Source organism: Rhizobium sp. YJ-22, assembly GCF_029601685.1.
GTDB lineage: Bacteria > Pseudomonadota > Alphaproteobacteria > Rhizobiales > Rhizobiaceae > Metarhizobium.
This window is the reverse complement of sequence record NZ_JARRIR010000001.1, coordinates 110,644-134,258: the sequence shown is the minus strand read 5'-3', so window position 1 is coordinate 134,258 and position 23,615 is coordinate 110,644. Positions and strand designations below refer to the sequence as shown.

Annotated in this window: 30 protein-coding genes; 22 read left to right on the top strand and 8 right to left on the bottom strand. The window is 65.9% G+C overall.

Going from position 1 to position 23,615, the window contains the following annotated elements; translation table 11 throughout:
* Window positions 1-314 precede the first annotated feature (314 nt).
* Together P7F60_RS00640 and P7F60_RS00635 are read left to right on the top strand one after the other, a co-directional pair.
* The gene (locus tag P7F60_RS00640) at window positions 315-725 is read left to right on the top strand and encodes a helix-turn-helix domain-containing protein (protein WP_347276850.1); all 411 of its coding nucleotides are present in this window, start codon (window positions 315-317) and stop codon (window positions 723-725) included.
* A complete protein-coding gene (locus P7F60_RS00635; RefSeq protein ID WP_277915769.1) occupies window positions 718-1,524 on the top strand; it encodes a DUF6456 domain-containing protein in 807 nt (268 codons plus the stop codon). Before P7F60_RS00640 ends, P7F60_RS00635 begins: the two co-directional genes overlap by 8 nt.
* Window positions 1,525-1,530: 6 nt before the next feature.
* Here P7F60_RS00635 and P7F60_RS00630 read toward each other — a convergent pair whose 3' ends face one another.
* Both P7F60_RS00630 and P7F60_RS00625 read right to left on the bottom strand, forming a co-directional pair.
* Window positions 1,531-1,950, bottom strand: a complete 420-nt coding sequence (locus P7F60_RS00630; protein ID WP_277915768.1) for a SufE family protein — start codon at window positions 1,948-1,950, stop codon at window positions 1,531-1,533.
* A 173-nt stretch (window positions 1,951-2,123) separates the two neighbouring features.
* Window positions 2,124-2,516, bottom strand: a complete 393-nt coding sequence (locus P7F60_RS00625; protein WP_277915767.1) for a DUF5330 domain-containing protein — start codon at window positions 2,514-2,516, stop codon at window positions 2,124-2,126.
* Between the two features lie 510 nt (window positions 2,517-3,026).
* On the opposite strand from P7F60_RS00625, the gene P7F60_RS00620 reads away from it, so the two are divergent.
* The 3 genes from P7F60_RS00620 (at window position 3,027) to P7F60_RS00610 (ending at window position 5,901) form a co-directional block, all read left to right on the top strand.
* A complete protein-coding gene (locus P7F60_RS00620; RefSeq protein WP_277915766.1) occupies window positions 3,027-4,565 on the top strand; it encodes a HAMP domain-containing sensor histidine kinase in 1,539 nt (512 codons plus the stop codon).
* A complete protein-coding gene (locus tag P7F60_RS00615; protein WP_277915765.1) occupies window positions 4,537-5,463 on the top strand; it encodes a peptidoglycan-binding domain-containing protein in 927 nt (308 codons plus the stop codon). Before P7F60_RS00620 ends, P7F60_RS00615 begins: the two co-directional genes overlap by 29 nt.
* Window positions 5,464-5,562: 99 nt before the next feature.
* Window positions 5,563-5,901 carry a DUF1491 family protein gene (locus P7F60_RS00610; protein WP_277915764.1) on the top strand — a complete coding sequence of 113 codons (339 nt, stop codon included), beginning with the start codon at window positions 5,563-5,565 and terminating at the stop codon, window positions 5,899-5,901.
* 24 nt (window positions 5,902-5,925) lie between these two features.
* On the opposite strand, the gene P7F60_RS00605 is transcribed toward P7F60_RS00610, so the two are convergent.
* The gene (locus P7F60_RS00605) at window positions 5,926-6,972 is read right to left on the bottom strand and encodes a DUF2336 domain-containing protein (protein ID WP_277915763.1); all 1,047 of its coding nucleotides are present in this window, start codon (window positions 6,970-6,972) and stop codon (window positions 5,926-5,928) included.
* Between the two features lie 477 nt (window positions 6,973-7,449).
* Here P7F60_RS00605 and P7F60_RS00600 point away from each other — a divergent pair, with 477 nt between their 5' ends.
* Entirely contained in the window at window positions 7,450-7,623 is a 174-nt protein-coding gene (locus tag P7F60_RS00600) for a hypothetical protein (protein ID WP_277915762.1), read from the top strand.
* Here the strand turns inward: P7F60_RS00600 and P7F60_RS00595 are convergent.
* From P7F60_RS00595 to P7F60_RS00585, 3 genes are read right to left on the bottom strand one after another with little or no spacing between them, the layout of a single operon-like run.
* Entirely contained in the window at window positions 7,617-8,192 is a 576-nt protein-coding gene (locus P7F60_RS00595) for a DUF1254 domain-containing protein (protein WP_277915761.1), read from the bottom strand. The two genes, P7F60_RS00600 and P7F60_RS00595, sit on opposite strands and share 7 nt — an antisense overlap.
* A complete protein-coding gene (locus P7F60_RS00590; protein ID WP_277915760.1) occupies window positions 8,185-8,775 on the bottom strand; it encodes a DUF1214 domain-containing protein in 591 nt (196 codons plus the stop codon). The genes P7F60_RS00595 and P7F60_RS00590 overlap by 8 nt, the downstream gene beginning before the upstream one ends.
* 41 nt (window positions 8,776-8,816) lie before the next feature.
* A complete protein-coding gene (locus P7F60_RS00585; protein WP_277915759.1) occupies window positions 8,817-10,955 on the bottom strand; it encodes a transglycosylase domain-containing protein in 2,139 nt (712 codons plus the stop codon).
* Between the two features lie 202 nt (window positions 10,956-11,157).
* Between P7F60_RS00585 and P7F60_RS00580 the strand changes: the two genes are divergently transcribed.
* From P7F60_RS00580 to P7F60_RS00570, 3 genes are all read left to right on the top strand, one after another.
* Window positions 11,158-11,634: a YcgN family cysteine cluster protein gene (locus P7F60_RS00580; protein ID WP_277915758.1), complete on the top strand. Its 477-nt coding sequence runs from the start codon at window positions 11,158-11,160 to the stop codon at window positions 11,632-11,634.
* A 218-nt stretch (window positions 11,635-11,852) separates the two neighbouring features.
* Window positions 11,853-12,434: a hypothetical protein gene (locus tag P7F60_RS00575; RefSeq protein ID WP_277915757.1), complete on the top strand. Its 582-nt coding sequence runs from the start codon at window positions 11,853-11,855 to the stop codon at window positions 12,432-12,434.
* Window positions 12,435-12,573: 139 nt separating this feature from the next.
* On the top strand, window positions 12,574-13,845 hold the full coding sequence (locus P7F60_RS00570) for a terminase family protein (RefSeq protein ID WP_277916481.1): 1,272 nt from the start codon (window positions 12,574-12,576) through the stop codon (window positions 13,843-13,845).
* 82 nt (window positions 13,846-13,927) lie between these two features.
* On the opposite strand, the gene P7F60_RS00565 is transcribed toward P7F60_RS00570, so the two are convergent.
* Window positions 13,928-14,260 carry a hypothetical protein gene (locus P7F60_RS00565; RefSeq protein ID WP_277916519.1) on the bottom strand — a complete coding sequence of 111 codons (333 nt, stop codon included), beginning with the start codon at window positions 14,258-14,260 and terminating at the stop codon, window positions 13,928-13,930.
* Here P7F60_RS00565 and P7F60_RS00560 point away from each other — a divergent pair.
* The 10 genes from P7F60_RS00560 to P7F60_RS00515 all read left to right on the top strand — a co-directional run bounded on the left by P7F60_RS00560 (window position 14,226) and on the right by P7F60_RS00515 (window position 21,269).
* On the top strand, window positions 14,226-14,891 hold the full coding sequence (locus P7F60_RS00560) for a hypothetical protein (protein WP_277915756.1): 666 nt from the start codon (window positions 14,226-14,228) through the stop codon (window positions 14,889-14,891). The two genes, P7F60_RS00565 and P7F60_RS00560, sit on opposite strands and share 35 nt — an antisense overlap.
* A 78-nt stretch (window positions 14,892-14,969) precedes the next feature.
* On the top strand, window positions 14,970-15,287 hold the full coding sequence (locus P7F60_RS00555) for a Dabb family protein (protein WP_277915755.1): 318 nt from the start codon (window positions 14,970-14,972) through the stop codon (window positions 15,285-15,287).
* A 214-nt stretch (window positions 15,288-15,501) separates the two neighbouring features.
* Window positions 15,502-16,188, top strand: a complete 687-nt coding sequence (locus P7F60_RS00550; RefSeq protein WP_277915754.1) for a PadR family transcriptional regulator — start codon at window positions 15,502-15,504, stop codon at window positions 16,186-16,188.
* A gap of 178 nt (window positions 16,189-16,366) precedes the next feature.
* Window positions 16,367-17,527: a phage portal protein gene (locus tag P7F60_RS00545; RefSeq protein ID WP_277915753.1), complete on the top strand. Its 1,161-nt coding sequence runs from the start codon at window positions 16,367-16,369 to the stop codon at window positions 17,525-17,527.
* Window positions 17,528-17,713: 186 nt separating this feature from the next.
* Complete coding sequence (locus P7F60_RS00540; protein ID WP_277915752.1) at window positions 17,714-18,034, top strand: DUF6107 family protein; 321 nt, start codon at window positions 17,714-17,716, stop codon at window positions 18,032-18,034.
* 25 nt (window positions 18,035-18,059) lie between these two features.
* Entirely contained in the window at window positions 18,060-18,641 is a 582-nt protein-coding gene (locus P7F60_RS00535) for an HK97 family phage prohead protease (protein ID WP_277915751.1), read from the top strand.
* A 4-nt stretch (window positions 18,642-18,645) separates the two neighbouring features.
* Complete coding sequence (locus tag P7F60_RS00530) at window positions 18,646-19,896, top strand: phage major capsid protein (protein WP_277915750.1); 1,251 nt, start codon at window positions 18,646-18,648, stop codon at window positions 19,894-19,896.
* Window positions 19,897-19,972: 76 nt separating this feature from the next.
* Window positions 19,973-20,536 (top strand): head-tail connector protein, encoded by a 564-nt coding sequence (locus P7F60_RS00525; RefSeq protein WP_277915749.1) that lies wholly within the window; start codon window positions 19,973-19,975, stop codon window positions 20,534-20,536.
* Between the two features lie 2 nt (window positions 20,537-20,538).
* Window positions 20,539-20,874 (top strand): phage head closure protein, encoded by a 336-nt coding sequence (locus tag P7F60_RS00520; RefSeq protein WP_277915748.1) that lies wholly within the window; start codon window positions 20,539-20,541, stop codon window positions 20,872-20,874.
* Window positions 20,871-21,269: a DUF3168 domain-containing protein gene (locus P7F60_RS00515; RefSeq protein ID WP_277915747.1), complete on the top strand. Its 399-nt coding sequence runs from the start codon at window positions 20,871-20,873 to the stop codon at window positions 21,267-21,269. The genes P7F60_RS00520 and P7F60_RS00515 overlap by 4 nt, the downstream gene beginning before the upstream one ends.
* Window positions 21,270-21,290: 21 nt before the next feature.
* Here the strand turns inward: P7F60_RS00515 and P7F60_RS00510 are convergent, their stop codons facing one another.
* Window positions 21,291-22,508: an MFS transporter gene (locus P7F60_RS00510; protein WP_277915746.1), complete on the bottom strand. Its 1,218-nt coding sequence runs from the start codon at window positions 22,506-22,508 to the stop codon at window positions 21,291-21,293.
* A gap of 109 nt (window positions 22,509-22,617) precedes the next feature.
* Between P7F60_RS00510 and P7F60_RS00505 the strand changes: the two genes are divergently transcribed.
* From P7F60_RS00505 to P7F60_RS00495, 3 genes are read left to right on the top strand one after another with little or no spacing between them, the layout of a single operon-like run.
* Entirely contained in the window at window positions 22,618-23,025 is a 408-nt protein-coding gene (locus tag P7F60_RS00505) for a phage major tail protein, TP901-1 family (protein ID WP_277915745.1), read from the top strand.
* Window positions 23,025-23,393, top strand: a complete 369-nt coding sequence (locus tag P7F60_RS00500) for a gene transfer agent family protein (protein WP_277915744.1) — start codon at window positions 23,025-23,027, stop codon at window positions 23,391-23,393. The genes P7F60_RS00505 and P7F60_RS00500 overlap by 1 nt, the downstream gene beginning before the upstream one ends.
* Window positions 23,390-23,614, top strand: a complete 225-nt coding sequence (locus tag P7F60_RS00495; protein ID WP_277915743.1) for a rcc01693 family protein — start codon at window positions 23,390-23,392, stop codon at window positions 23,612-23,614. The genes P7F60_RS00500 and P7F60_RS00495 overlap by 4 nt, the downstream gene beginning before the upstream one ends.
* Window position 23,615: the final 1 nt, after the last annotated feature.

The following is a 23,615-nucleotide window of genomic DNA, read 5'->3' as shown; positions in this document are numbered from 1 at the left end:
AGTAGAAGCGTAGACTTCTTACGCACCGGGAGGAGCCAAAGAGCCTCTCGATCGTCATGCCAAGCCTTGCGTCGGATCATCCAGAAGCATCGATATATTTATAATTGTCAACCACTTGGAAGCCTGATGCGCATCCTGGGGCAAGCCTGGTGATGACGTTGACGGATCGGTGACAGACTGTCGATGGGCTGCCCGCCTGCGCATGATCCGCCGAAATTATCCAGTTTCATCAACAATGGGTTGCCGGAATCACTCGCTCTCTTCCCCATGCGTGCCAATGGGTGTATGAATAAATTCCTAATCTGGAGAGCGCCATGACACGAGACCTCGACCATAGCATTGAACCGCCCCGATTGTCATCCGCCGAACAGGCGTCTCCGCTTGCCGGGCCGGTGCGTGTGCCGGTGCGCACCGTTTGCCAGGTTGTGCGGCAAATCGCGGTGGAAATGATCCAGCTGGCCTCCGATCGGGTGCAGGCCCGCCGCGACCGCCGCCGGGCGACCGCGCATGTGCGCCAGATCGCCATGTATGTCTGCCATGTGGCGCTCGGCCTGTCGCAGAGCGAGATCGGTCTCGCCTTCGGGCGTGACCGCACCACGGTCGGCCATGCCTGCGCCGTCGTCGAGGATCGCCGCGACGATCCCGCCTTCGATGAGTTCGTCGCGGCGGTCGAGCGTCTCGCGGTTTCGGTTTTCGGCGCGGCCGGAGCGGCACGGGATGAATAAGCAGGAAATCGATATGGGCCATGCGCTGGAAGGGTTGCTGCGGTTTGCCGGCAGCCGGGTTTTGACGCTGAAGGAGGGGTCCGGTGCGGGCCTGCGGCTGCGCCGCGAAGACGGCGCCGAGCGCACCGTCCCCGCCGCCGCCGTTCGCCGCGCACTTGCCGATGGACTGCTGGCCCGTGAGGCCGATCGTCTGAGGGCAACAGCGGATGCGCGCGGCTTCCTGCGCCGCCGCCTGTGCGGGGCGGGCGAGGAGGCCTATGGCGCCCAGCACCGCGACGACGAGATGGCGAAAGTCGAGGTGGAGGGCGCGGCGGCGATCGTGCGCATCAACCGGGCGGAATCGCCGCTCGGCGCGCTCGCCCGGATGAAGGACCGGCAGGGCGGCCAGTTTCTACCCGAAGAGGCGGTGGCGGCCGGCGAGCGCCTGCATGCGGATTTCACCCGCGGGCAGTTGCAGCCGCGCGTCACCGCTTCCTGGGAGCCGCGCCTCGCGAGCCGCGGCGACGGCGCGCGCGGCGGCATCGCCGATCTCACCGACAGCGCCCTTGCCGCCCGCCGCCGCGTCTCCCAGGCGGTCGACGCCATCGGCCCGGAACTGGCCGGCGTGGCGCTGGATGTCTGCTGCTTCATGAAGGGGCTGGAAACCGTCGAGCGCGAACGGCAATGGCCGGCGCGCTCGGCAAAGCTCCTGCTGCGCGCCGCCCTCCTGTCGCTCTCGCGCCACTACCACCCGCCTGCGCCGGATCGGCGTGCGTCGACACTGCATTGGGGCGCTGAGGATTATCGGCCGTCTTTGTAGAACAGCCTAGGCCGCCAGCCGGACGCGGGCCTCGTCGCGGATGCGCTTGACCATGGAGCGCAGGCCGTTGGCGCGCTGCGAGGAGAGGTGTTCCACCAGCCCGATCTTGCCGAAGACGTCGATGGCGTCGAGATTGGCGATCTCCGAGGCATGCTTGCCGGAATAGGTGGCGAGCACGATGGCGACCAGGCCGCGCACGATATGCGCATCGGAATCGCCCTCGAAAGTCAAAACCGGATCGGCGCCGTCGCCCGCATGGGTGACGAGCCAGACCTGGCTGGCACAGCCCTGCACCTTGTTTTCCGATGTGCGCTTGTCCTCGGGGAGATCCGGCAGCGCCTTGCCCAGCTCGATGACATAGCGGTAGCGGTCTTCCCAATCGTCCAGGAAGGCGAAGTCGTCGATGATCTCTTCGAGTTGGCTCATGATAGTGTCCTGCGGTTTGTGCCGCATATAGAGCAATTCCAGCAAAAGTGCGAACCGGTTTTGCGTCCGGACTTGCGGCAGGCAGCATGGAAGTCTTGTTTGGTGCAAAAAAGAAGCGCCCGGCGGCAGGGACAGGGCCGCGGGCGCAGGGAAATTGTCAGGGCAGGCGACGGTTACGGGCGGGCCGGCTTGTGCTGCGGCAGCGGCGCGATCGTGCCGGTGGTCACGTCGTCGTCGATCAGCGGCAGGCGGGCGCCATCCTCGGCGCTGGCCACCTTGGTGCTCTCGTCGCCGAATTTGGTGTCCAGGAATTCATAGGCGATGCGCGCGCCTTCGCGGGCCCGGTGGCCAAGCGCGGTAAAGGTCTCGCCGCCCTTTTCGCAGACCTCAGGCTTTTCGGTGCAGAGCGCGCTCACGTAATCATAGGCGCCGCTGGCCGCCGAGAGCGCATCGGAAATCTCCACCTTCGGCCCGGCTTCCAGCTTGCCGGTGGCATCCCTGTCGAAAATCGGCAGCAGCACCAGCACGAGCCCGAACCAGAACGATCCCTTGATCAGAAACCACATCGTCTTTTCCCTGTTTCCTGCCCGGTCTTGATGCCGGGTCTAAGGTGGGCGGCCGCTCCTTTTCGCTTGGCGAAGCGATTCGGATCGGAGAGCCCTTTCGATCTGCGGTTACCCTAAGGCCTGTCCGGCGAATATGGTTTTGAAGAAGCCGTTCGGATTATCCGCAAATTTAAGTCGAATGCCGTCTTTCCGCATTTGAACGGTATTTGCGGCGAATTTGAGCGAGCGGCGTTAAGCATCTGGGCAGAGGGCTCCCGGCAATGCCGGGCTTTGCGGGCAGGGCCTCGGCCACAAAGGTTAACACTGTGGCGAAAATTCGAAAAAAGCCAGTGCTTACCGTATGTTAACCACGCCCGGCGATCTGCGCGAAAATGGGCTTTGGGAGGTCCTCCCATGCCTTTCCGGGGGGTGGTTTTATCCTTTCCTTAAGCGCGCAAGCCTAATGTCGGCGCAGGAAAGAACCCCATTTCAGGTCTTGGCGTGCAGGTATCGGGTAACATAGCGCAGAGGATGACGGCAGTGGCGGAGCGGGCGGCGGAAGGCTGGTTGCTGCGCACCGGAAGCCGCGCCGCGACATCGGGCGAGATCGCGTATCTCAGCCGTATCGCCCTTGGCGCGGCAACCGGGCTGATCGCCATGCCGGCGCTGCTCTCGGCTTTCGTCAGCCCCGCCGTTGCCATTCCCGTCGGTGTCGCGCTCGTCTCCTCGGCCTTCCTCATCGGCGCCGTCGGCGGTATCGCCTGGCTGCGCGGCAGCCCGGACGAGCCGGCCGCAACGGCGACGGAGACCGATCAGGCGCTCGATATCGCCAGCGTCTGCGCCGGCGCCGTGCTCTTCCTCGATCCGCAGGGCAGCGTCACCGGCTTCAGCGGCCGCGATCGCGACACCTTCCTCGGCTGGATGCGCGATCCGCAGGGCCGCGGTTTCTATGATCAGCTGCATGTTTCCGACCGGCTGGATTTCATGCGCGCCGTCGACAGCCTGCGCCAGGGCGCGCGCGATGTCAGCGTCGACCTGCGCATCGAGCGGGCCGCGCCGCTTGGCCCGGCGGTCGCCGAGCAGTTCGTCCACATCCGCCTCGACATGACCGCGCTTGCCCAGGACGGGGATGGGGCGCTCAGCGCCATCTTCGGCCAGATGCGCGACGTATCCGACGAGCAGGCGCTGAAGAGCGACGCGGCGCGCAAGGCGGCGGAGGCAGAAAGCGCCAACGACGCCAAGTCGCGTTTCCTCGCCGCCGTCAGCCATGAGCTGCGCACGCCGTTGAACGCCATTCTCGGCTTTTCCGATATCCTGATCGGCGAATATTTCGGCCGGCTGGAAAACGACCGCCAGCGCGAATATGTCCGCCTCATCCGCCAGTCCGGCGCCCATCTGCTCTCGGTGGTCAACACCATGCTCGACATGAGCAAGATCGAGGCCGGGCGCTACGAACTGATGATGGAGCCCTTCGCCATCGCCGATTCGGTGCGCGCCTGCGAGGAAATGCTGGCGCTGCAAGCCCGCGAAAAGGGCGTGACGCTCACAAGCCGCGTCCAGCGCGGCCTTGGCGAAATCACCGCCGATCAGCGCGCCATCCAGCAGATCCTCATCAACCTCGTCGGCAATGCCGTCAAGTTCACCGAGGACGGCGGTGTCGTCACCATCGATGCCGCGGCCAGGGATGGCGAATTGACGCTGGCGGTCAGCGATACCGGCATCGGCATCGCCGAAAGCCAGCTTGCGCAGATCGGCCGGCCGTTCATGCAGGTACAAAACGAATATACCCGCCGCTATGAAGGCACCGGCCTCGGCCTGTCGCTGGTCAAGGGCCTGGTGGCCCTGCATGGCGGGCGGTTCTCGATCGCGAGCCGTCCGGGCGAGGGCACGATCATCACCGTGACGGTGCCGATGGACGGATCGGGCGCGGTGACCGCCGAGGCGGACATCCTTGATATCGAGGCGCAACGCCCTGTGGAATTTCCGCCGCGCCTCAAAAACGCCGCACCTTTCGCCGACTCGCGGCATGGAGAAAGAGACCATGGCCAAGCGACCGCGAAAATCGCCTGACCCGTTCAGGACACCGTCTTCGAAGAAACCCCGGCGTATTCATCCGGCGGTCGCCGTTTCGGGCGCCGCGTTGGGCCTCGCCGGGCAGGGCATGGGCGCGACGGCGCGCATGGTCGGGCGCTATCCGACGCTGATGCTCGGCGGCGCGGCCTTCGCGGTCGCCATGTCCTTCATTTCCGCCAATGCGCTGTGGTATCAGCACGGCAATCATCCCGCCCCGATTTTTCGCACCCGCGATGCGCATGACCAGACGGCGTTCGCCGGCGCGCCATCGAATGCGGCAGAGGCGCGCCCGGCCGATGTGACCACTTTCCGCATCGAACGCGCCGACGGCACGACGGAAACGCCGGACCCGGCCGCGACCGCCGCCGTCCCCGCGGCGCCGGCGCGCAAACCCTCAGCCCTGATGCGCGACGTCCAGGGGGCGCTGATCGGCCACGGCTTTTACGACGGCCCCGCCGACGGTTATGGCGGCCCGCGCACCACAGCCGCCATCCTCGCCTTCGAAAAAAGCGCCGGCCTGCAGCAGACGGGACAGGCGAGCGCCGACCTGCTTGCCGCGCTGCTGACGGTGAAGAGCAGCGCCGGGACCGTGCCGGGCGAAAGGCCGAATGACGTCGCCAGCGATGCCGGCACGCAGATCGATCCGGTCGCGGCCGCGATCCTCAAGGCGGACAAGCAGCTTCCGGTCAGCCCCGCCGCGCCCAAGCCTGACCTGGTGATGAAGATCCAGCGCGGCCTTACCAATCTCGCCTATGCCGATATCAAGGTCGACGGTGTCGCCGGCGACGTCACCCGCAAGGCGATCCGGCATTTCCAGAAGCATTACCGCCTGGCCGAGACCGGCGAACCCAGCGAAACCGTACTTAAAAAGATGAAGGAAATCGGGGCCTTGTAAGCCGATGGCCCGCATGGTGTGAGCGGGGCGGAAAGCGTGTCGCATGTCGGGGACGAAAACCGGCCTCCACTTTTCCCGGAAATGCTTTATCACGTCCCCATGCGCCTGCGTTCCGAAATCTTCGTCTCCGCCCTGACCCGCCAGGTCTTCAACCGTGGCGGCTATGCCGCCATCGAGTACAAAGGCGCCGAGTCCGCCGGCGCCATCTATCTGCGCCAGCGGTTTCGCGATGGCCTCGAAAGCCTCTATGCTCCCGCGCCGCAGACGGTGTTCGGCGAGGACGAGGCCGAAACCCGCCTCTTCGAATGCCGCTTCGACAGGGTCGAGCCAGCGGCCATCGACGATTTCATCGCGCGCGAACGCCGCTTCGATCCCGACCTCTGGCTGGTGGAACTGGAAATCGACGAGATCGGCGATCTGGTGAGCGTGGTCGGGTGACGGGCGCCGCAGGCGCTCGGCAGCTCAGCGTCGGCCGATGGATTTGATGTTGCTGACGGGGGGGATCTGGTCGGCGGGTCTGGGGTGTCGGCCGGCTTCTTCCTGGCGGAAGGTGTAGCTGTCGGCGCGGCGCCAGGCTTCGACGCGGGCGTCGCATTCGGCGGGGTCGAGGGTGGAAAGCAGGATCTGCGCCCTGGTGCGCCGCCCGGCCTGTTCGCCGAGATGCGGATAGAGGCGGGAGAGGATGAAGGCGCCGTCCTCATCGGCGAGGCCGAGGCTGATCAGCGTCGTCGCCAGCTGCTGCCCGGAAATGTCCAGCATGATGCGTTCCGACAGGAAACGGCTGGCCGAGAGCGCATCGGCAAGCGCCGTCGCGAAATGATCGGCATCGCGGGTGCGGGCGAAACGCACCAGCAGCGCTTCCTGGGTGGCATCGAGGCTGCGCAGGCCCAGCCGGTCATTGGCGGGCGGATCGAGATGGCGCACGAGGTTGCGCAATTCCTGCCGCAACTGCTCCTCGCGTTCATGGATTTTCTGGCGCTGGACCTCTTCTTCCGAAAGGACAGGGACCGTCGGCGCGACGGCCTGGGGCTGGGGCGCGGCGGCAGGCGGCGGGGCAACAGGCACTGCGAGCAGCCCGGCGCCGCCGCGACCCGGCATCTCCTGGCGTATGCCGACCAGCGCATCGACGACCATCGGCGAGAGATTGTCGCGGCGGGCGATCGCCTTGGCATGCGCGCCGCCCTGGCTGCGGGCGATGGTGATCAGCGTCTGGTCGCTGATCGCCTGAGAGCAGGTGAGGAAGGGGGCGGCGACGCCGATCGGCTGCGAGCCGATGAACAGCGCCACAGCTTCGGGAATGTTGGGGCATTGGGAGAGGGCGGCGACGGCCTGGCGCCTGGCTTCCTCGCTGGAGGCCTTGAACAGGGGCGCGAAGAGTTCGGCGAACTGCCGCAGCTCCGATCTGGTCGGGTAGCGCAGATTCTCGAAACTGGTCACGGTCGCCATCAGAACCACATCCTTCTTTCGCATGGCCTGCGGGCTTTCAAGGTCTCGAAACCGATCGGTCACGGAAATCACTCACATACGCAAAACGTCACGGGTCAAATTAGAACAAAATCCTTAAACGCTTGTTAACTATGGATTACCTTTCAAGGGGCACAGCCAGGCGCCGCGCGCTGCGGTGTCGTTTTCAGGCCAGGACGAAGCGTGACCACGAAGCCACACCTGTCCAAAACCCCTATGCTTCAGGGGCGCGAGGCGGAGATTTAAACTTTTGTTAAGGGGTCCGGGCGCTCAATGCGACACGGGCGGCTTTCGAACGATATCGCTTCCCGGACGTTAATCCCATCAGCGACCGCGCATGCGTGCCGTCGACGGATGGACGAGAAAGGCGCAGATGCCTGGGGCGAAGGAGGCCCGCAGGGTGCGCCGGCCCGCATAGGGCAGGATGAGATTCCATCGCATTCATCCGTCTCATTTGGCTTGCGAAATTCCATCGGGAAAACCGTTCGCGTTTTTCCGGGATAGCTTTGGATGGAGACGAGCATGGCAGACGTAGTCCATATCCGCGACAGGCTCGCGCAAACGCCGCGCCGAACCGCAAAACCCTTCCAGGACGCCGAGATTCTATTGTTCACCGGCGTGCGTTACGAGCGCATCGAGTTTTCCGCCCAGCCAGCGCCGGCCAAGGAAGCGGCGCAGCCGGCCAGCGCTTACTGATCGCTCGACGCCCCCGGCGTAGCACCTATCGCGAAGGCATCGCAGGTCGCGCCCGCCAGGAATGCCTGCGCGGCATCCTCGAGGCTCTTGCGCGGCGACAGCGTGCGCAGGACCACATAGCCCTCGGCGCGCGGCATTTCCACGAGGATCGATTGCGACAGGCTCTCCGGCAGCGCCTTGCGCAGCGTCGTCAGCGCCACCGGCGAGGCGACGAGAACATCGACGCCGCCATCCACCGACGTCCTGTCGTTCATGCTGAACACCTCGTTCGACGAACTGTCATATATCGCCAGCGACCAGAACGGCACATCGCCGCCGGCCACCAGCCGCACCGGCTGGTCCTCTATATCGAAGGCGCAGACCGCCGATTGCAGAAAGGGGTCGCCATCCGAAAGCCCGCTGCCGTCGGGCCGCTTGCCGACCCCATAAAAGCGGTTGAGATCGCCCTTGGCGAGCACGCCGGTATATGCATCGAGCCCGGTGAAATGCGGCAGCGCCAGAATGATGATCAGATGCAGCAGCGCCGCGCCGACGAGACCGGTGATCACGGTGAAGACGATCTTAAGCATGGCCGCACCCGATGCGCTGCAATTGCGGCATGGAGAGATCGATGAGCCCGGAGCTGCCGGCCGTCGGCGTGTCGAACAGGGTCAGCGCCAGCGTCACCGCCCGGTCGTCCCCCGGCAGCGGCAGCCAGTTGCCGCTCTGGGCGTCGGTGGCGACCGAAATCACGAAGGAACTGTCCGGCTGACGGCCGATCACCCAGGAATTCAGCCCGGCCGGCAGGCCGTCTCGGGCGATCGGCGCATTGCCGCCGCGGTCTGCGACGTACAGCGTCCACAGCCGCGCCGGCGGCGTCTGGCCGGTGATGCGATAGCGGCAGGAAGAGCGCAGCGGCTGGCCGCCATCGTCCTGTGTGGCGGTGAATTTCAGGCCCTCGGCGGTGCCGAGCAGCAGCTTTCCGGCGCGGGCGCGGTGGGATTTCGCGTAAGGGTCGGCATCGGCCGTCTGGGCCCGCGGAAAGGCCTCCCAGGCCCCGAGCTTGATGGCGCCGAAGCCGGAGGAGGCGTTCAGCGCATAAAGCGTCGTGGCGATGCCGCCGCCGAAGGCGATGATGAGCGCCAGAGCGACATAGAGGGGGACCCGGAACACGATGCGGCAGCCTCTTTGCGCTTATCGGAAAAGGGAAAGGATCATTCGGCGCTCGCCACCTTCTGGGTGCCGAGCGGCTTTGCCTCGCGCAGCTTGTCGCCGAGCGCGCGCAGCAGGCGCGTGGCATCGACCGACAGCGAGCGCGGGCGGATGAGCGGCGGCAGCGCCCCTTCCTCGGTTTTGGCGACCGCCTGCGGCTTGGCATCCTTCGGCGGCAGCGGGTTCTCGATGCCGGGAATCGGCCTAAGCTGGATGCCCTGATGGGCGTAATCCATCAGCCGCTTGAAGGTCATGGCCGGCAGCGAGCCGCCGGTCATGTTGTTGGTCGAGGTATAGTCGTCGTTTCCGAACCAGACGGCGCAGGTGTAATTGCCGGTGAAGCCGACGAACCAGGCGTCGCGATAGGCCTGCGTCGTGCCGGTCTTGCCGGCGGTGACGATGCCGTTGTCGAGGGCTGCCTTGCGCGCCGTGCCCATGACCGGGATCTGCGACAGCATGTAGTTCATCGAGGCATTGGCTTTTTCGGACAGGATCCGCTTCGGGGCCGGCTCGTCGCGGTCGAAATCGTAGAGCACGCGTCCATCATAGCCGATGACCTGCGTGATGCCGTGACGGCGCGATTGCACGCCGCCGGCGGGGAAGACGGAATAGCCCGTCGCCTGGTCCATGACCGTCATTTCGGACGTGCCGAGCGGAATGGTCTTGTCGTTGCGGATCGGCGTCTCGACGCCCATGGCCTTGGCCATGTTGACGATGGTGTCGATGCCGAGTTCGTCCTTGGCAAGCCGCACCGGCACGGTGTTGATCGACTTGGCGATGGCGGTGAGAAGGGTGATCCTGCCCGCATAGGAGCGGCCGTAATTCTGCGGCGACCAGCCGCGCCAGGTGATCGGCGCATCGACGATGGTCGTCTGCGGCGTCATGCCCTTTTCCATGGCCGCCGCATAGGTATAGACCTTGAAGGACGAGCCCGGCTGGCGCAGCGCCTTGGTGGCGCGGTTGAACTGGCTCTCGCCGTAATCGCGTCCGCCGACCATGGCGCGCACCGCCCCGCCATTCTCGATCATGACAAGCGCGCCCTGCTTGACGCGGTAGCCCTCGCCATATTCGCGCAGGCTGGTCTCCACCGATTGCTCGGCTGCCTTCTGCAGCCCCATGTCGATGGTGGTGCGCACGATCAGCGAATGCTCGGGGAAGCGGGTGGAAAGGCGCTGCACCTCGTCGAACGCCCAGTCGAGAAAGAAATCCGGCGCCTCGACCTCGTTGCGGTCGATGACCGTCGCCGGGTTGCGTCGCGCCGCGATCACCTGGCCCTCGGTCATCATGCCGCTCTGGACGAGGTTGCTGAGCACCTCGTTGGCGCGGGCGCGCGCCGCCGGCAGGTTGACATGCGGGGCATATTTGGCCGGCGCCTTGAACAGGCCGGCAAGGATCGCCGCTTCCGCCAGATCGACCTCGCGGATCGACTTGCCGAAGTAGAATTGCGCTGCCGCCGCCGCGCCAAACGTGCCGCCGCCCATGTAGGCGCGGTCGAGATAGGTGCGCAGGATCTCCTTCTTGGAGAGGTTCGCCTCCAGCCACAAGGCGAGGAAGGCTTCCTTGATCTTGCGCTCGATGGAGCGCTCGTTGGAGAGGAACAGGTTCTTGGCGAGCTGCTGCGTCAGCGTCGAGCCGCCCTGGACGACGCCGCCGGCGCGCGCATTCTCCGTCATGGCGCGGATGAGACCGATGAAATCGATGCCGAAATGATCGAAGAAGCGGCGGTCCTCGGTCGCCAGCACCGCCTTGACGAAATAATCCGGCAGGTCGTCGATGGGGACGGAATCCTCATGGATGATGCCGCGATGGCCGATGACATTGCCGTAGCGATCGAGGAAGGTGACGGCGAAGTCGCCGCGATTGCGCCAGTCGTCCTTGGTTTCCTCGAAGGCCGGCTGGGCGAGCGCCAGGAGAACGACGGAGCCGGCGGTGCCGAGCGTCGCGGCCTCGCCGAGCACCTCGAACACGCCGCGCTTCCAGCCTCGCACCCGGAAACGGCGGAAGAAAATGGTGATCTCTTCCCAGATTTCGCCCGCCTTGAACCCGGCGTTCCAGACGGTGGAATCGATCCAGGAATCGATGCGCAGCAGGATGTGCCGCTTGCGGGGAGGACGGTTTTCGGGGGGAAGAGGTTCCTGCACCTGCGATACGCTCCAGTTCCCGCTGACTGCTTTATGCCTTGACGTGGCCACATCCTGCCGTCAGAGCATGGACCTGAACCGATACGCCCGCAGGGTTAACAAACCGATATCGTGGCATCATTGGGGAATTGCGCAAAAAGAACAAGAGTTGCGGTGCAACAGCGGCGCGGAATCGCCGCGCTCGCGGAAAATTGAAAGAGCCATGGCCGACGACGAACAACCCTTCTGGAAAACCAAGCCGCTGGGCGAAATGAGCCAAGCGGAATGGGAAAGCCTGTGCGACGGCTGCGGCCTGTGTTGTCTCAACAAGCTGGAGGACTGGGACACCGGCGAGGTGGTGTTCACCAGCGTTGCCTGCCGGCTGCTGGACGGGGAAAGCTGTCGATGCTCCAGCTATCCGAACCGGCAGGACATCGTGCCGGATTGCATCCAGTTGACCCCTGAAGCCGTCCACGAGATCCCCTGGCTGCCGCCGACCTGCGGCTACCGGCTGGTGCGCGACGGCGAGGATCTCTACTGGTGGCATCCGCTGGTTTCGGGCGATCCCGAAACCGTTCATATCGCCGGCATCTCCGCCCGCGGCCGCACCGTCAGCGAGGATGAGGTCGATGTCGACGATTTTGAGGACTACGTCGTCGAATGGCCGCTGACGGTCGGGCAGGATACGCAGCGGAAATAAGAAAAAATTCCGATATAGGAAAATAGTCCTTGACGGCGTGACGGTCGTTTGATAGGGTTCAGGCATAGTCGAAGAGTTGCGCCGAAACGCATTTCCAGGAAAAGTGGAAACCGGTTTTCCTGGAAATGTACAGAAAAATCGGGCGGCGGCGGTGGCAAGGATTTTTGGAGAGCGGCGGTTCCTTTCGGGACGGCCGCTTTTTTGTTGGAGCGCGGGCAATGGAAAATGTCGATCTCGACCTGTTTGCCGATTGGCCGGAACAGCCCGGCGGGAGGCGGGAAACGCGGCTGTCGCCCCACGCCGGCCTGTTGATGCTGGAGGTCAAGTCGCGGGAGGCGGGTCAGGACGATCTGCGCATCCTGCTGGGCGACATGACCCGCGAGATGCGGGCGCAATTCGATTATTTCCGTACGCTGCGCGAAAGCGCGGAGAAGGCGCTCGCCGATCCCGCCGATGAGGCGGCGGCGAAAGCCTCGCGCGCCGACGCCAAGGCGGCGAGCGACGCCATGTCGCTGATCGTGCGCACGCTGGAAAAGATCGACAGCCTGCAGCGCCAGTTCGCCCATGACCAGCAGATGGAAGTCGAACGGCAGGCGGATGCGCTCGATCCCGCCGCCGCCCGGGCCCATTTCCTGGCGCTGATCGACGCTCGCGCCGAGGAAGAGGCAATCATTCGTTTCGAATGTTTCAAGCAGGACTGGCTGAATGCGCACACCCCAACCACCGCCGCCGAGCCGCAACCGCCGCCGCCGCGACAAGGCGATGACGGGCAGGGCGACGGCGATCTTTTGCGAACATGAGCGCGGCATGGCGGATATCGCGGGCAAACACGAGGCGCGGCTGACCGAGGCCGCAACGGCGGCGCTGGAGGCGGGCCGCCGGCTGCTTGCGCCGGCGCGACCTGGGCAGGAAGAACGGGATGCGGTTTTACGCCCGGACATGCGAGACGGCGACCTGGTCGCGCTCCCCGGCGATCCGCTGGAGTTCGCCGGCGTTCTTTCCCGCGACTGGACATTTTTGCGCCGCCGCGAGCAGGCGCCGCCGCCGGGCGACTGGCGAAGCTGGCTGATCCTCGGCGGGCGCGGCTCCGGCAAGACGCGGGCGGGCGCCGAATGGGTGCATGAACTGGCGACGCGGCATCCGAATGCGGGTGAATTGCGCATCGCCCTGGTCGCCGAAACCTTGGGCGATGCCCGCGAGGTGATGATCGACGGCGCCTCCGGCATCTGCCGGATCGCCCGGGCGAAACGGCCGGATTTCGAAACCTCGCGCCGCCGGCTCGTCTGGCCGAGCGGGGCGATGGCCCAGATCTTCTCGTCCGAGGATCCCGAAAGCCTGCGCGGACCGCAATTTCATTTCGCCTGGTGCGACGAACTGGCGAAGTGGAAATATGCGCAGGAATGCTGGGACATGCTGCAATTCGGCCTGCGCCTCGGCGCGCGGCCGCGCCAGCTCGTCACCACCACGCCGCGGCCGGTGCCGCTTCTGAAGGCGCTGATGGCCGATCCCGAGACGGCGCTGACCCGCATCAGCACCAGCGCCAACCGCGCCAATCTGGCGCCGGGCTTCATCGAGGCGCTGGCCAGCCGCTATGGCGGCTCCCGGCTCGGACGGCAGGAGCTGGACGGCGAACTGATCGAGGACCGGGACGACGCGCTTTGGAAACGCGAGACCATCGAGGCGCTGACGCTACGCGTCACCGGTCCGCTGCGGCGCATCGTCGTGGCGGTCGATCCGCCGGCAAGCGCCGGTGCGAATGCCTGCTGCGGCATCGTCGTGGCCGGGCTCGATGCGGCCGGGCGCGGGGTGGTGCTGGCCGATTGCTCAGCGCCGGCGGCGAGCCCCGCCGCCTGGGCGGGCGCGGTGGTGCGTGCCTATCGCCGTTTCGACGCCGACCGTATCGTCGCCGAAATCAACCAGGGCGGCGACATGGTGAGCGCCATGCTGCGCAGCGTCGATGCCGCCCTGCCGGTGACCACCGTGCGCGCTACGCGCGGCAAATATCTGCGCGCCGAGCCGGTCGCTGCCCTCTATGAGCAGGGGCGGGTGATCCATGCCGGACGTTTTTCCGAACTGGAGGACCAGATGTGCGATTTCGGCCCGGAGGGCCTGTCCTCGGGCCGCTCGCCGGATCGTCTGGACGCGCTGGTCTGGGCGCTGACGGCGCTGATGCTGGAGGGCGCGGGCGAACCGCGCGTGCGCGGGATTTGAATTGCGGTCAAACAGAAAAAGCGGCCGAGAAGGCCGCTTTCCGATGGGGTCTTGAGCGGAGACGCTCCGGCGGCGTTCGCGCTCAGCGTGCAGCGACCGGCTGCGGGGCCGGCTCGCGAACCTGGCGCCATTCGGATTCCATGCGGTCCAGAACATGCTGCGGAATGGGCTGCGGGGCCTTGATGATTTGGGCGCTGGGCTGCATCGACACTCTCCTCAAATGGTTCACTCGGGCCGATAAAACGGGATATGGAGCGCTTGGTTCCATATCCTTCATGAAAAGTAAATCAGGGTCTAAATCCATAAAACGATTTAGATTTTTTAAAATCGATTGAAATATTTCCGCCTTCCGTGGAGAGGCGAGAACGAGGGCTGGCATCATGGTTATCAACCGACGGTTTTTCTTCGACCACATTCGCTCCGGCCCGTTTCGCGGAAAATTGTCCCCGTCCCAAGTCAAGGGCATGGAGGCAATTCTCGGCCATTGGGAGGCCTGGGGGCGGCGCGGCGACGACCGCTGGCTCGCCTATATCCTGGCGACGGTTTTTCACGAGACGGCCGAAACCATGCAGCCCGTACGCGAGACCCTGGCCGATGATGACGCCAGGGCCATCGCCATTCTCGAACGCGCCTTCGCCGAGGGACGTCTGCGATGGGTGAAGACGCCCTACTGGCGTCCCGACGAGACGGGGCGGAGCTGGCTGGGGCGCGGTTTCGTGCAACTCACCCACCGGCGCAATTACGAGGCGATGTCGGCGATCACCGGCATCGATCTCGTCGCCGATCCCGACCGCGCCATGGAAACCGGGCCGGCGCTCGCCATCCTGTTCGAGGGCATGGCGCGCGGCAGTTTCACCGGCAAGAAGCTGTCGGACTATTTCGAAGGCGGCAACGAGGATTGGGTCGAGGCGCGGCGCATCGTCAACGGCACCGACCGAGCGGCGCTGATCGCCGGCTACGGGCGCAGCTTCTATGCGGCTATCGGCCATAGACCGTCAGCATGTCCAGGAAAAGTCGAGGGCGGTTTTCCGTCCGGAAACGCGTAAAAACCATGGGACGGCATGACGCGTTGAACCGTCGGCCAAGCCATGATAATCGCGGCTCGATCCGAATGGGAGCCTGCCATGATCCGCCACATCGTCTTCTTCACCGTGCCCAACGAAGCCGATCGGGCGGCGGTGCGCGCCGGCCTGTCGATCCTGACGGATATTCCGCATGCGACATGCGTGGAGATCGGCGACAACGTCAAGAAGGACCATTTCGGCAACGAGGTCGATTTCGTCGTCTATGCCGAATTCGAGGACGAGGCGGCGATGGCCGCCTACAAGGCGCATCCGAACTACCAGGCCTCCATCGAGTTGGTCCGTCCCATCCGCGACCTGCGCATCGCCGCCGATTTCGACACCGCTAAGGCGGTGACGGAGAATTTGCACCGCGCCTGAACCGGCGATCTGCCGTCCCGGCAAAGCTGCCGCAACCTGTCATGACGGGAGAGAGCATCCGCTCTCGCCCCGTTTCCGGCTGATTTCAAGCAACTGGAACCCGACTCTCTCTTTCGATGTGTTTTAAGATAGTTTTCGATATATCGAACTCTTGCGTTTCCGCGCGGCTTCGCTATATTGAGACATATCGAAAACATATCTGAAGGAACTTTCCATGTTTGAACATTTCGAAGGCCGGCGTGACCGGCAGCATGACGACCGGCACGCTTGTGACCGTGGCGACCGTGGCGGGCGGGCCGAGCGCCACGAGCGCTGGCGGGAGATGATGATGGCCATGGGGCGCGGCCCGTTCGCCCGCGGCCCGCGCGGACGCGGTCCCGGCCGCGACGGATTCGACGGCGACGACGATTTCGGCGGTCGCGGGCGTTTCCTCGGCCAGGGGCATATCCGTCTGCTCGTCCTGTCGCTGATCGAGGCCGAGCCGCGCCATGGCTATGACCTCATTCGCCAGATCGAGGAAATGAGCGGCGGCGCCTATGCGCCGAGCCCGGGCGTCATCTATCCGACGCTGACCCTGCTGGAGGAGGCTGGCTATGCCGCGACCGCTTCCGAGGGCAACAAGAAGCTCTATACGATCACCGACGAGGGCAAGGCCCATCTGGAGGAGAATCGCGAACATGCGCGCCGGATCGTCGACCGCCTGACCGCGCTTGGCGAACACATGCGGGCACGGGCCGAGCGCCACGGTCGCGGCCGCGACGAAGGCCCGGAATTGCCGCGCGGCGTCGATGCCGCCTTCCTCAATCTGCGCGAGGCGGTCGCACGGCGCATCGGCAAGGACGAGGCCGCCGCGACCGAAATCGTGCGCAGGCTGCTCGCCCTTGCCGAGGAGATCGGCTGAGGCGGCCTCGCCGCCCATTCCTGGCATTCAAGCCGGCCCGCGTCACCTTTGGAGACGCGGGCCTTTTCGTTTCAGGCTTTTGTTTCGACCGCATGATCCGAGGCCGAAGCGGTCCCGCTTCGACTGGAAATACTCTTGGCCGCGCCCGACGCCGCCCGCTTTCGAGAAGGACGATCCCATGAAACTTCGATCCCTGCTGCCATGGCGCGCCATGGCGGAGCGAAACGCCGTGTCCGATACGAAGGCCGTTTCCGGTCTTTCAGCCTTTGCCGGCGAGGCGCGGGCGGCCTGGACGGCGCGCTCCTATCCGGCGCTGGCGCGCGAAGGCTTCATGCGCAATCCGGTGGCCCACCGCGCCGTGCGCATGATCGCCGAGTCCGCCGCCGCCGTGCCCTGGCTGGTCTATGAGGGCGAGCGCGAGATCGAGGCGCATCCGCTCGTCGATCTTCTGGCCCGTCCCAACGCACGCATGGGCGGGCCGGATTTCTTCGAGGCGCTCTACGGGCATTTGATGCTGTCGGGCAATGCCTATGTGCAGCCGGTGCTGGCGGCGGGACGCTTGCGCGAGTTGCACCTGCTGCGGCCGGACCGGGTCAGCGTCGTCGCCGGCGCCGATGGCTGGCCGATCGGCTATGATTATCGCATCGGCAATGCCGTCCGGCGCTTTGCCGCCGAGCCGGCGGAGGGGTTGGGGCTCCTGCATCTGAAGCTGTTCCATCCGCTCGACGACCACATCGGCTTTCCGCCGCTGGCCGCCGCGCAAACGGCGCTCGACCTGCACAATGCCGCCGCCACCTGGAACAAGGCGCTGCTCGACAATTCCGCCCGTCCTTCCGGCGCGCTGGTCTACCAGCCGAAGGAGGGCGGCAATCTCTCGCCCGATCAATACGAGCGGCTGAAGGCGGAACTGGAGAATGGTTATGCAGGCGCCGTGCGCGCCGGAAGGCCGCTGCTGCTCGAAGGCGGGCTCGACTGGAAGACGATGAGCCTTTCGCCGCGCGACATGGATTTCATCGAGGCGCGCAACGGCGCGGCGCGCGATATCGCGCTCGCCTTCGGCGTGCCGCCGATGCTGGTCGGCATTCCCGGCGACGCCACCTATGCCAATTACCAGGAAGCCAACCGCGCCTTCTACCGCCTGACGGTGCTGCCGCTGATCCAGCGCATCGGCGCCAGTCTCTCCGCCTGGTTGTCGCCGGTCTACCGCGAAAGCCTGCGTCTGGAACCCGATCTCGACCGCATCGCCGGGCTGTCGGCCGAACGCGATGCGCTCTGGGCGCGGGTCGGGGGCGCGAGCTTCCTCACCGAGGAAGAGAAGCGTCAGGCCGTCGGATACTGAAGTAAATTCAGGGGCCTGGATTCAGCGGCGGAATCGGTTTCCGAGCCGGTTGAATCGCCGTGTGAGGCGCTTGACGCGCTACGCGAGAAAACGCGGCCAGGTGCTTTCTTCGACTCCGAAATCGTATTTCGCGCCTGCGAAATGATGCTCGAAACGTAAGCACAGTCTAACCGGAGGATGTTAACGATGGCTGACTTCGGCAATGAGCCGGGCCTTTGGGCCGCGCGTGCGGCAGGCGCATCGGCGGGAGCGGCCGTCTCGCTGATCTACCTGCTGCCGCAAAGCCGCCGCGAGGCGGCCGGGCGCTTCTTCACCGGCCTGACCTGCGGCCTGATCTTCGGCGCTCCCACGGGGGCATGGCTGATCGACCGCATGCAGCTTGCCGGCCAGATGTCGCCCTTCGAAACGCTGCTGGCCGGCTCGGCGGCGGCGAGCCTCGGCGCCTGGTGGGCGCTCGGCATTCTCGCCCGCATCGCCGGCCGCTATGGCGCTCGCCCCGAGCGCTGATCCCTTTCAATCCCAGGAGACATTCATGAGGAACGCTGATCGCGGGCCGCGCCCCGCCACGACCCGTTTCGCCGCCCTGACGCTAAAGGGCGTCAGCGGCGAGGGGCGGTTTTCCGGCTATGCCAGCCTGTTCGGCGAGGTCGATCTCGGCAAGGACGTCATCGAGCGCGGCGCTTTTTCCCGCTCGCTGACGGAGCGCGGCTCGGGCGGCGTGCGCATGCTGTTCCAGCACGACCCGGCCGAACCCATCGGCGTCTGGACCACGATCCGCGAGGATGCGCGCGGCCTTTATGTCGAGGGCCAGCTCGCCACCGGCGTCGCCCGCGCCCGCGAGGTGCACCAGCTGATGAAAAGCGGCGGCCTGGACGGCCTGTCGATCGGTTTCCAGACGGTGCGCGCCCGCAACGACGCCAAGGGCGGCATCCGCCGCATCCTGGAGGCCGATCTCTGGGAGATCTCGGTCGTCACCTTTCCGATGCTGCCTTCGGCACGCGTCTCCAACGTCAAGCATGCCCGCTGGTTTCGCGATGCCGAAACCGAGCTGGCCCGCACGCTGCGCCGCGCCGCGCGCAACCTCTTCAAACCCCGTCAGCCCTCGAAAGGATAGCTGCATGAGTGAAGCCACGCACAAGAATCCCGCGCCGGAAATCAAGGCCGTGCCGGACAATGTCAACGCCGCCTTCGACGAGTTCATGTCGGCCTTCGAGAGTTTTCGCGAGGTCAACGATCGTCGCCTCGACGAGATCGAAACCAAGCTGACCGACGACGTCGTCACCCGCGAGCGCGTCGAGCGCATCAACCGCGCCATGGACGAGCAGAAAAGCCTGCTCGACCAGCTCATGGTCAAAAAGGCCCGCCCGCCGCTGGGCCGTGGCGGCGGCATCGAGGCGAGCGAGCACAAGGCCGCCTTCGACGCCTATATCCGCCGTGGCGACGAGGGCGCGCTTCGCGATCTCGAAGCCAAGGCGTTTTCCGGCGGGAGCGGCGCGGATGGCGGCTATCTGGTGCCGCCGGAAACCGATACGGAAATCGGCCGCCGCCTGTCGGTGGTCTCTCCCATCCGATCGCTCGCGACGGTGCGGCAGGTGTCGTCGGCCGTGCTGAAGAAGCCGTTCTCGCTGAGCGGCCTCTCCTCCGGCTGGGTGGCGGAAACGGCGGCGCGGCCGCAGACCGGCACGCCGCAGCTTGCCGAACTGTCCTTCCCGACCATGGAGCTTTACGCCATGCCGGCCGCGACGCAATCGCTGCTCGACGACGCCGCCGTCGATATCGAGGCCTGGATTTCGTCCGAGGTCGATATCGTCTTCGCCGAGCAGGAGGGCGCTGCCTTCGTCGCGGGCGACGGCACCAACAAGCCGAAGGGGTTCCTGTCCTATGCCACGGTCGCCGACGGCGGCTGGAGCTGGGGCAATGTCGGCTATATCGCCTCCGGTGCGGCCGGCGCCTTCAAGACCAGCGGCCCTTCTGACGTGTTGATCGACACGATCTATGCGCTGAAGGCCCGCTATCGCCAGAATGCCGGCTTCGTCATGAACCGCAAGACGCAGGCGGAGATCCGCAAGTTCAAGGATGCCGACGGCAATTACCTGTGGCGTCCGCCCGTTGCCGCCGATCAGCCGGCCTCGCTGATGGGCTTTGCGGTGACGGAAGCCGAGGACATGCCGGATATCGCGGCCAACGCGCTGTCCATCGCCTTCGGTGATTTCCGCGCCGGCTATCTGGTCGTGGACCGCACCGGCGTGCGCATCCTGCGCGATCCCTTCTCCGCCAAGCCCTATGTGCTGTTCTACACCACCAAGCGCGTCGGCGGCGGGGTGCAGGATTTCGAGGCGATCAAGCTGGTGAAGTTCGCCGCGAGCTGAGCGTTTTCGCGGTTCTCCCGCAGGCGCGGCGCTTCGACGCCGCGCCTGCATCCTTTCCCAATATCCGGAGATATCCATGACCTATGCCCTGATCGCGCCGCCGGCGGCGGAGCCGTTGACGCTGGCCGAGGTGAAGGCGCATCTGCGCCTCGACGGCGACGATGAGGATGGCCTGCTGACAGGCCTGATCCGCACCGCCCGCGAACATCTGGAACGCATGAGCGGGCTGGCGCTGATCAGCCAGGGCTGGCGGCTTTATCTCGATCGCTGGCCGGACGGGCCGGCTCGGATCGGCAAGGCGCCGGTGCGCGCGATCGACGCGGTGACGGTCTATGACGCGGCCGGCGATGCTGTCAGCGTCGCGCTCGACGGCCATGTGCTTGACGGCGAGGCGGTGCCGGCGCGACTGATGATGGCGCAAAACCCGGCCACGGCACGCGCCGTCAACGGCATCGAGATCGATTTCACCGCCGGCTTCGGCACCGCCGTCGACGTGCCGGACGGGCTGAAGCGGGCGATGCTGACCCATATCGCCCAGATGTTCGCCTGCCGCGGGGCCGTCGCGCCGGAGAACCAGCCGGCGGTCATCCCCGACGGTTACGAGCGGCTGGTGGCGCCCTGGCTGCCGAGGAGGCTTTGACGATGCGCCTTGCCTTTCTCGATCCCGGCCAGTTTTCCGCAAGGCTGGAGCTGGAAGCGCCGGTCGCCACGCCCGACGGGCAGGGCGGCGCGGATATCGCCTGGCATCCCGTCGCCGCGCTCTGGGCGCTGGTCGAGCCGGTGAGCCAGGCATTCAGCGAGATTGCCGGTGCGGAGGCCGCGACGATCAGCCATCGCATCTGGCTGCGGTTTCGCGCCGATCTCGCCGCCGGCCAGCGGCTGCGCAAGGGTGCGCGGATCTTTTCCATCCGCACCGCCCGCGATCCCGACGAGAGTCGCCGCTATCTCGTCTGTTACTGTGAGGAGGAGGGCCGATGAGCGCCTCGAATGCCCTGCTGCGGGCCATCCACGCCCGGCTTTCCGGCGATGCCGTGCTGACGGCGATGATCGGCGTGGATGCCATTCACGACCGGTTGCTCGACCGGCCGCGTCTCCCCTGTATCGTCGTCGCGGACCTGCGTAGCGAGGATTTTTCCACCGCGACCGAGTCCAGCGAGGAGCATTTTTTGACGCTCGAAGCCTGGTCGGACGACCAGGGCCAGCGCGCGGCGCAGGAGATCGCGGCCCGGCTGCGCGTCCTGTTGCATGATGCCGATCTGACGCTTGCCGGCGCGACGCTCGTCAATCTGCAGCATCGCGCGACACGGGCGCGGCGCGAGCCGAAAATGCGCCGTCACGTCGCCGAAATGCGGTTTCGCGCCGTCACCGAGTGACTTTCCGATCGCAATTGCGCTTCACGCTCCGGCTGGAATCGCTTTGGCGCGCCGGATCACGATCCACAACGCCAGCGTCAGCAAAAGCGACAGGATCGACAACGCCGTGATGGTGACGATGACGGCATCGAGCCCGAGGCGGTCGAGAATGCCGGTGAAGACGACGGGTGCCACGGCGCTCGCCAGGTTTTGCGGCAGCGACAGCCGCGCCGACTGCATGCCGAATTCCCGCCGTGAAAAGACGAGCAGCGGCAGCAGCGCCCGCGCCACGGTGATGACGCCGGTGCCGAAACCATAGAGCACGACGAAGCCGACGAGCAGCGGCGGCGCATCGCCGGCGAAGGCAAGCATGGCGAAGCTCACCACCAGCATCAGAATGCCGGCGGTCGTGCCGATCAGCGGGCTGCTGCGCCGGCCGAGCAGCATGTCGAGGAAGCGCGCGGCAATGCCCATGACCCCGCGCAGCGAGCCGAGTTCCAGTGCGAGGGAGGGCGAGGCGCCCGACAGGCTGAGGATATGCAGGAGCGACGGCGTCAGGCCATAGGTGACGAAGGTCGCCAGCATGGTCGAGACGGCGATCAGCAGGAAGGCGGCGAGCCGCTGCCGGTCGCTGAGGGCGATCGGGGCGATGTCGTGGCCTTCGTCGGCCGTTGCCGTCCCGCCGGGGCGCGGCAGGGCGAAGAGATGCAGCGGCAGGCAGACGCAGAGATGGATGAAAGCGGTGGCGACGAAGGTCATCCGCCAGCCGATATGCGCCTGCACCACATCCAGCAGCGGCCAGAAGATGGCGCTGGACAGGCCGGTGAACAGCATCAGGATGGCGATGACCCGCCCCGCGCGCAAACCCTCGCGCTCGACGATGGCCGTATAGGCAGGTGACGACAGGCCGAACGCCCCGCCGAGGCCAATGATCGCCCAGGCAAGCATATAACCGATCAGGCCTTGCGCGGCAGACAGCGCCAGAAGGCCGAGGAAGAACACGACGGAACCGGCAGCCAGCACATTGCGCGCGCCAAAACGGTTCAGCAGCCGGCCGGTCGCCGGGCCGGCGACGGCGCTGACCAGCATCATCACCGATATGCCGAGAAAGATTACCTCGTTGGCGAGCTTGAGGTCGGGCGCGATGATGCGGCCCATGACGCCGAGCATGTCGAAAGTCGTGCCCCAGCCGATGAGTTGGGTCACGGCCAGCACGGCGATGGTGACCGCCGGGCGGCGGTCGGCGGGAACAGGCGGCATTGTCTTTCGGAATCCGGCGCTATCGGGCGGCCGGGTCTAGCACGCTTCGCCGGCCGCCGCATCCGGCCAGGGCGGAAATTTCAATCCCCAAGCTATGAGGACAAACCACATGGTCGCTCAAAAGGGCAAGGATCTGCTTCTGAAGGTCCATAACGGCTCCGCCTACGAGACGGTGGCGGGCCTGCGCTCCAAGCGGCTCGGCTTCAATGCCGAGACCGTCGACATCACCGATGCGGAAAGCGCCGGGCGGTGGCGCGAGCTTCTCGCCGGCGCCGGTGTGCAGCGCGCAACGCTGTCGGGCGCCGGCATCTTCAAGGATGCGGCCTCCGACGCGACGCTGCGCGCCGCGCTGTTTGCCGGCACGATCCTCGACTGGCAGATCGTCATTCCCGATTTCGGGACGGTGACCGGCCCGTTCCAGATCACCGCGCTCGAATATTCGGGGCAGCACAATGGCGAACTGCAGTTCGAGCTGGCGCTGGAATCCGCCGGCGCCATCAGCTTCGGAGCGTTGTGATGACAGGGCACCATGGTGTGGGCATGGGACGCGCCAACCGGCGGCGCGGCGAAGTCGAGGCGGTCATCGATGGCGAGCGCCGCATTCTCTGCCTGACGCTGGGCGCGCTGGCGGAGCTGGAGACAGCTTTTGCCGCCGACAATCTCGCCGATCTCGCCGCCCGTTTCGAAAGCGGACGGCTGCGGGCGGTCGATATCATCCGCCTCGTCGGCGCCGGGCTTCGCGGCGGCGGCAATGTGGTGTCCGACGACGACGTGGCGATGGCCGATATCGAGGGTGGCATCGCCGGCTGCGCGGCCATCGTCCGCGATCTCCTGACCGCGACGTTTCTCGATCCACAGACGGAGGCTGCCCCGCCACGCCCTTGAGCGCCGCGGCAGGTGAGGCGCGGCCGATGCCCTTTCCCTGGGAGAGGGCCATGCATGCCGGCCTCTGCCTGTTGCGGCTCGATCCCGCCTGCTTCTGGGCGATGACGCCCCGCGAACTCCACGCCGCCACCGGCGGCTTGACCCCCGCTTCGGGCGCGCCGGATCGCGGGGCGCTCACCGCGCTGATGCGACAGTTTCCGGACCGGCCTGAAAGGATATAAG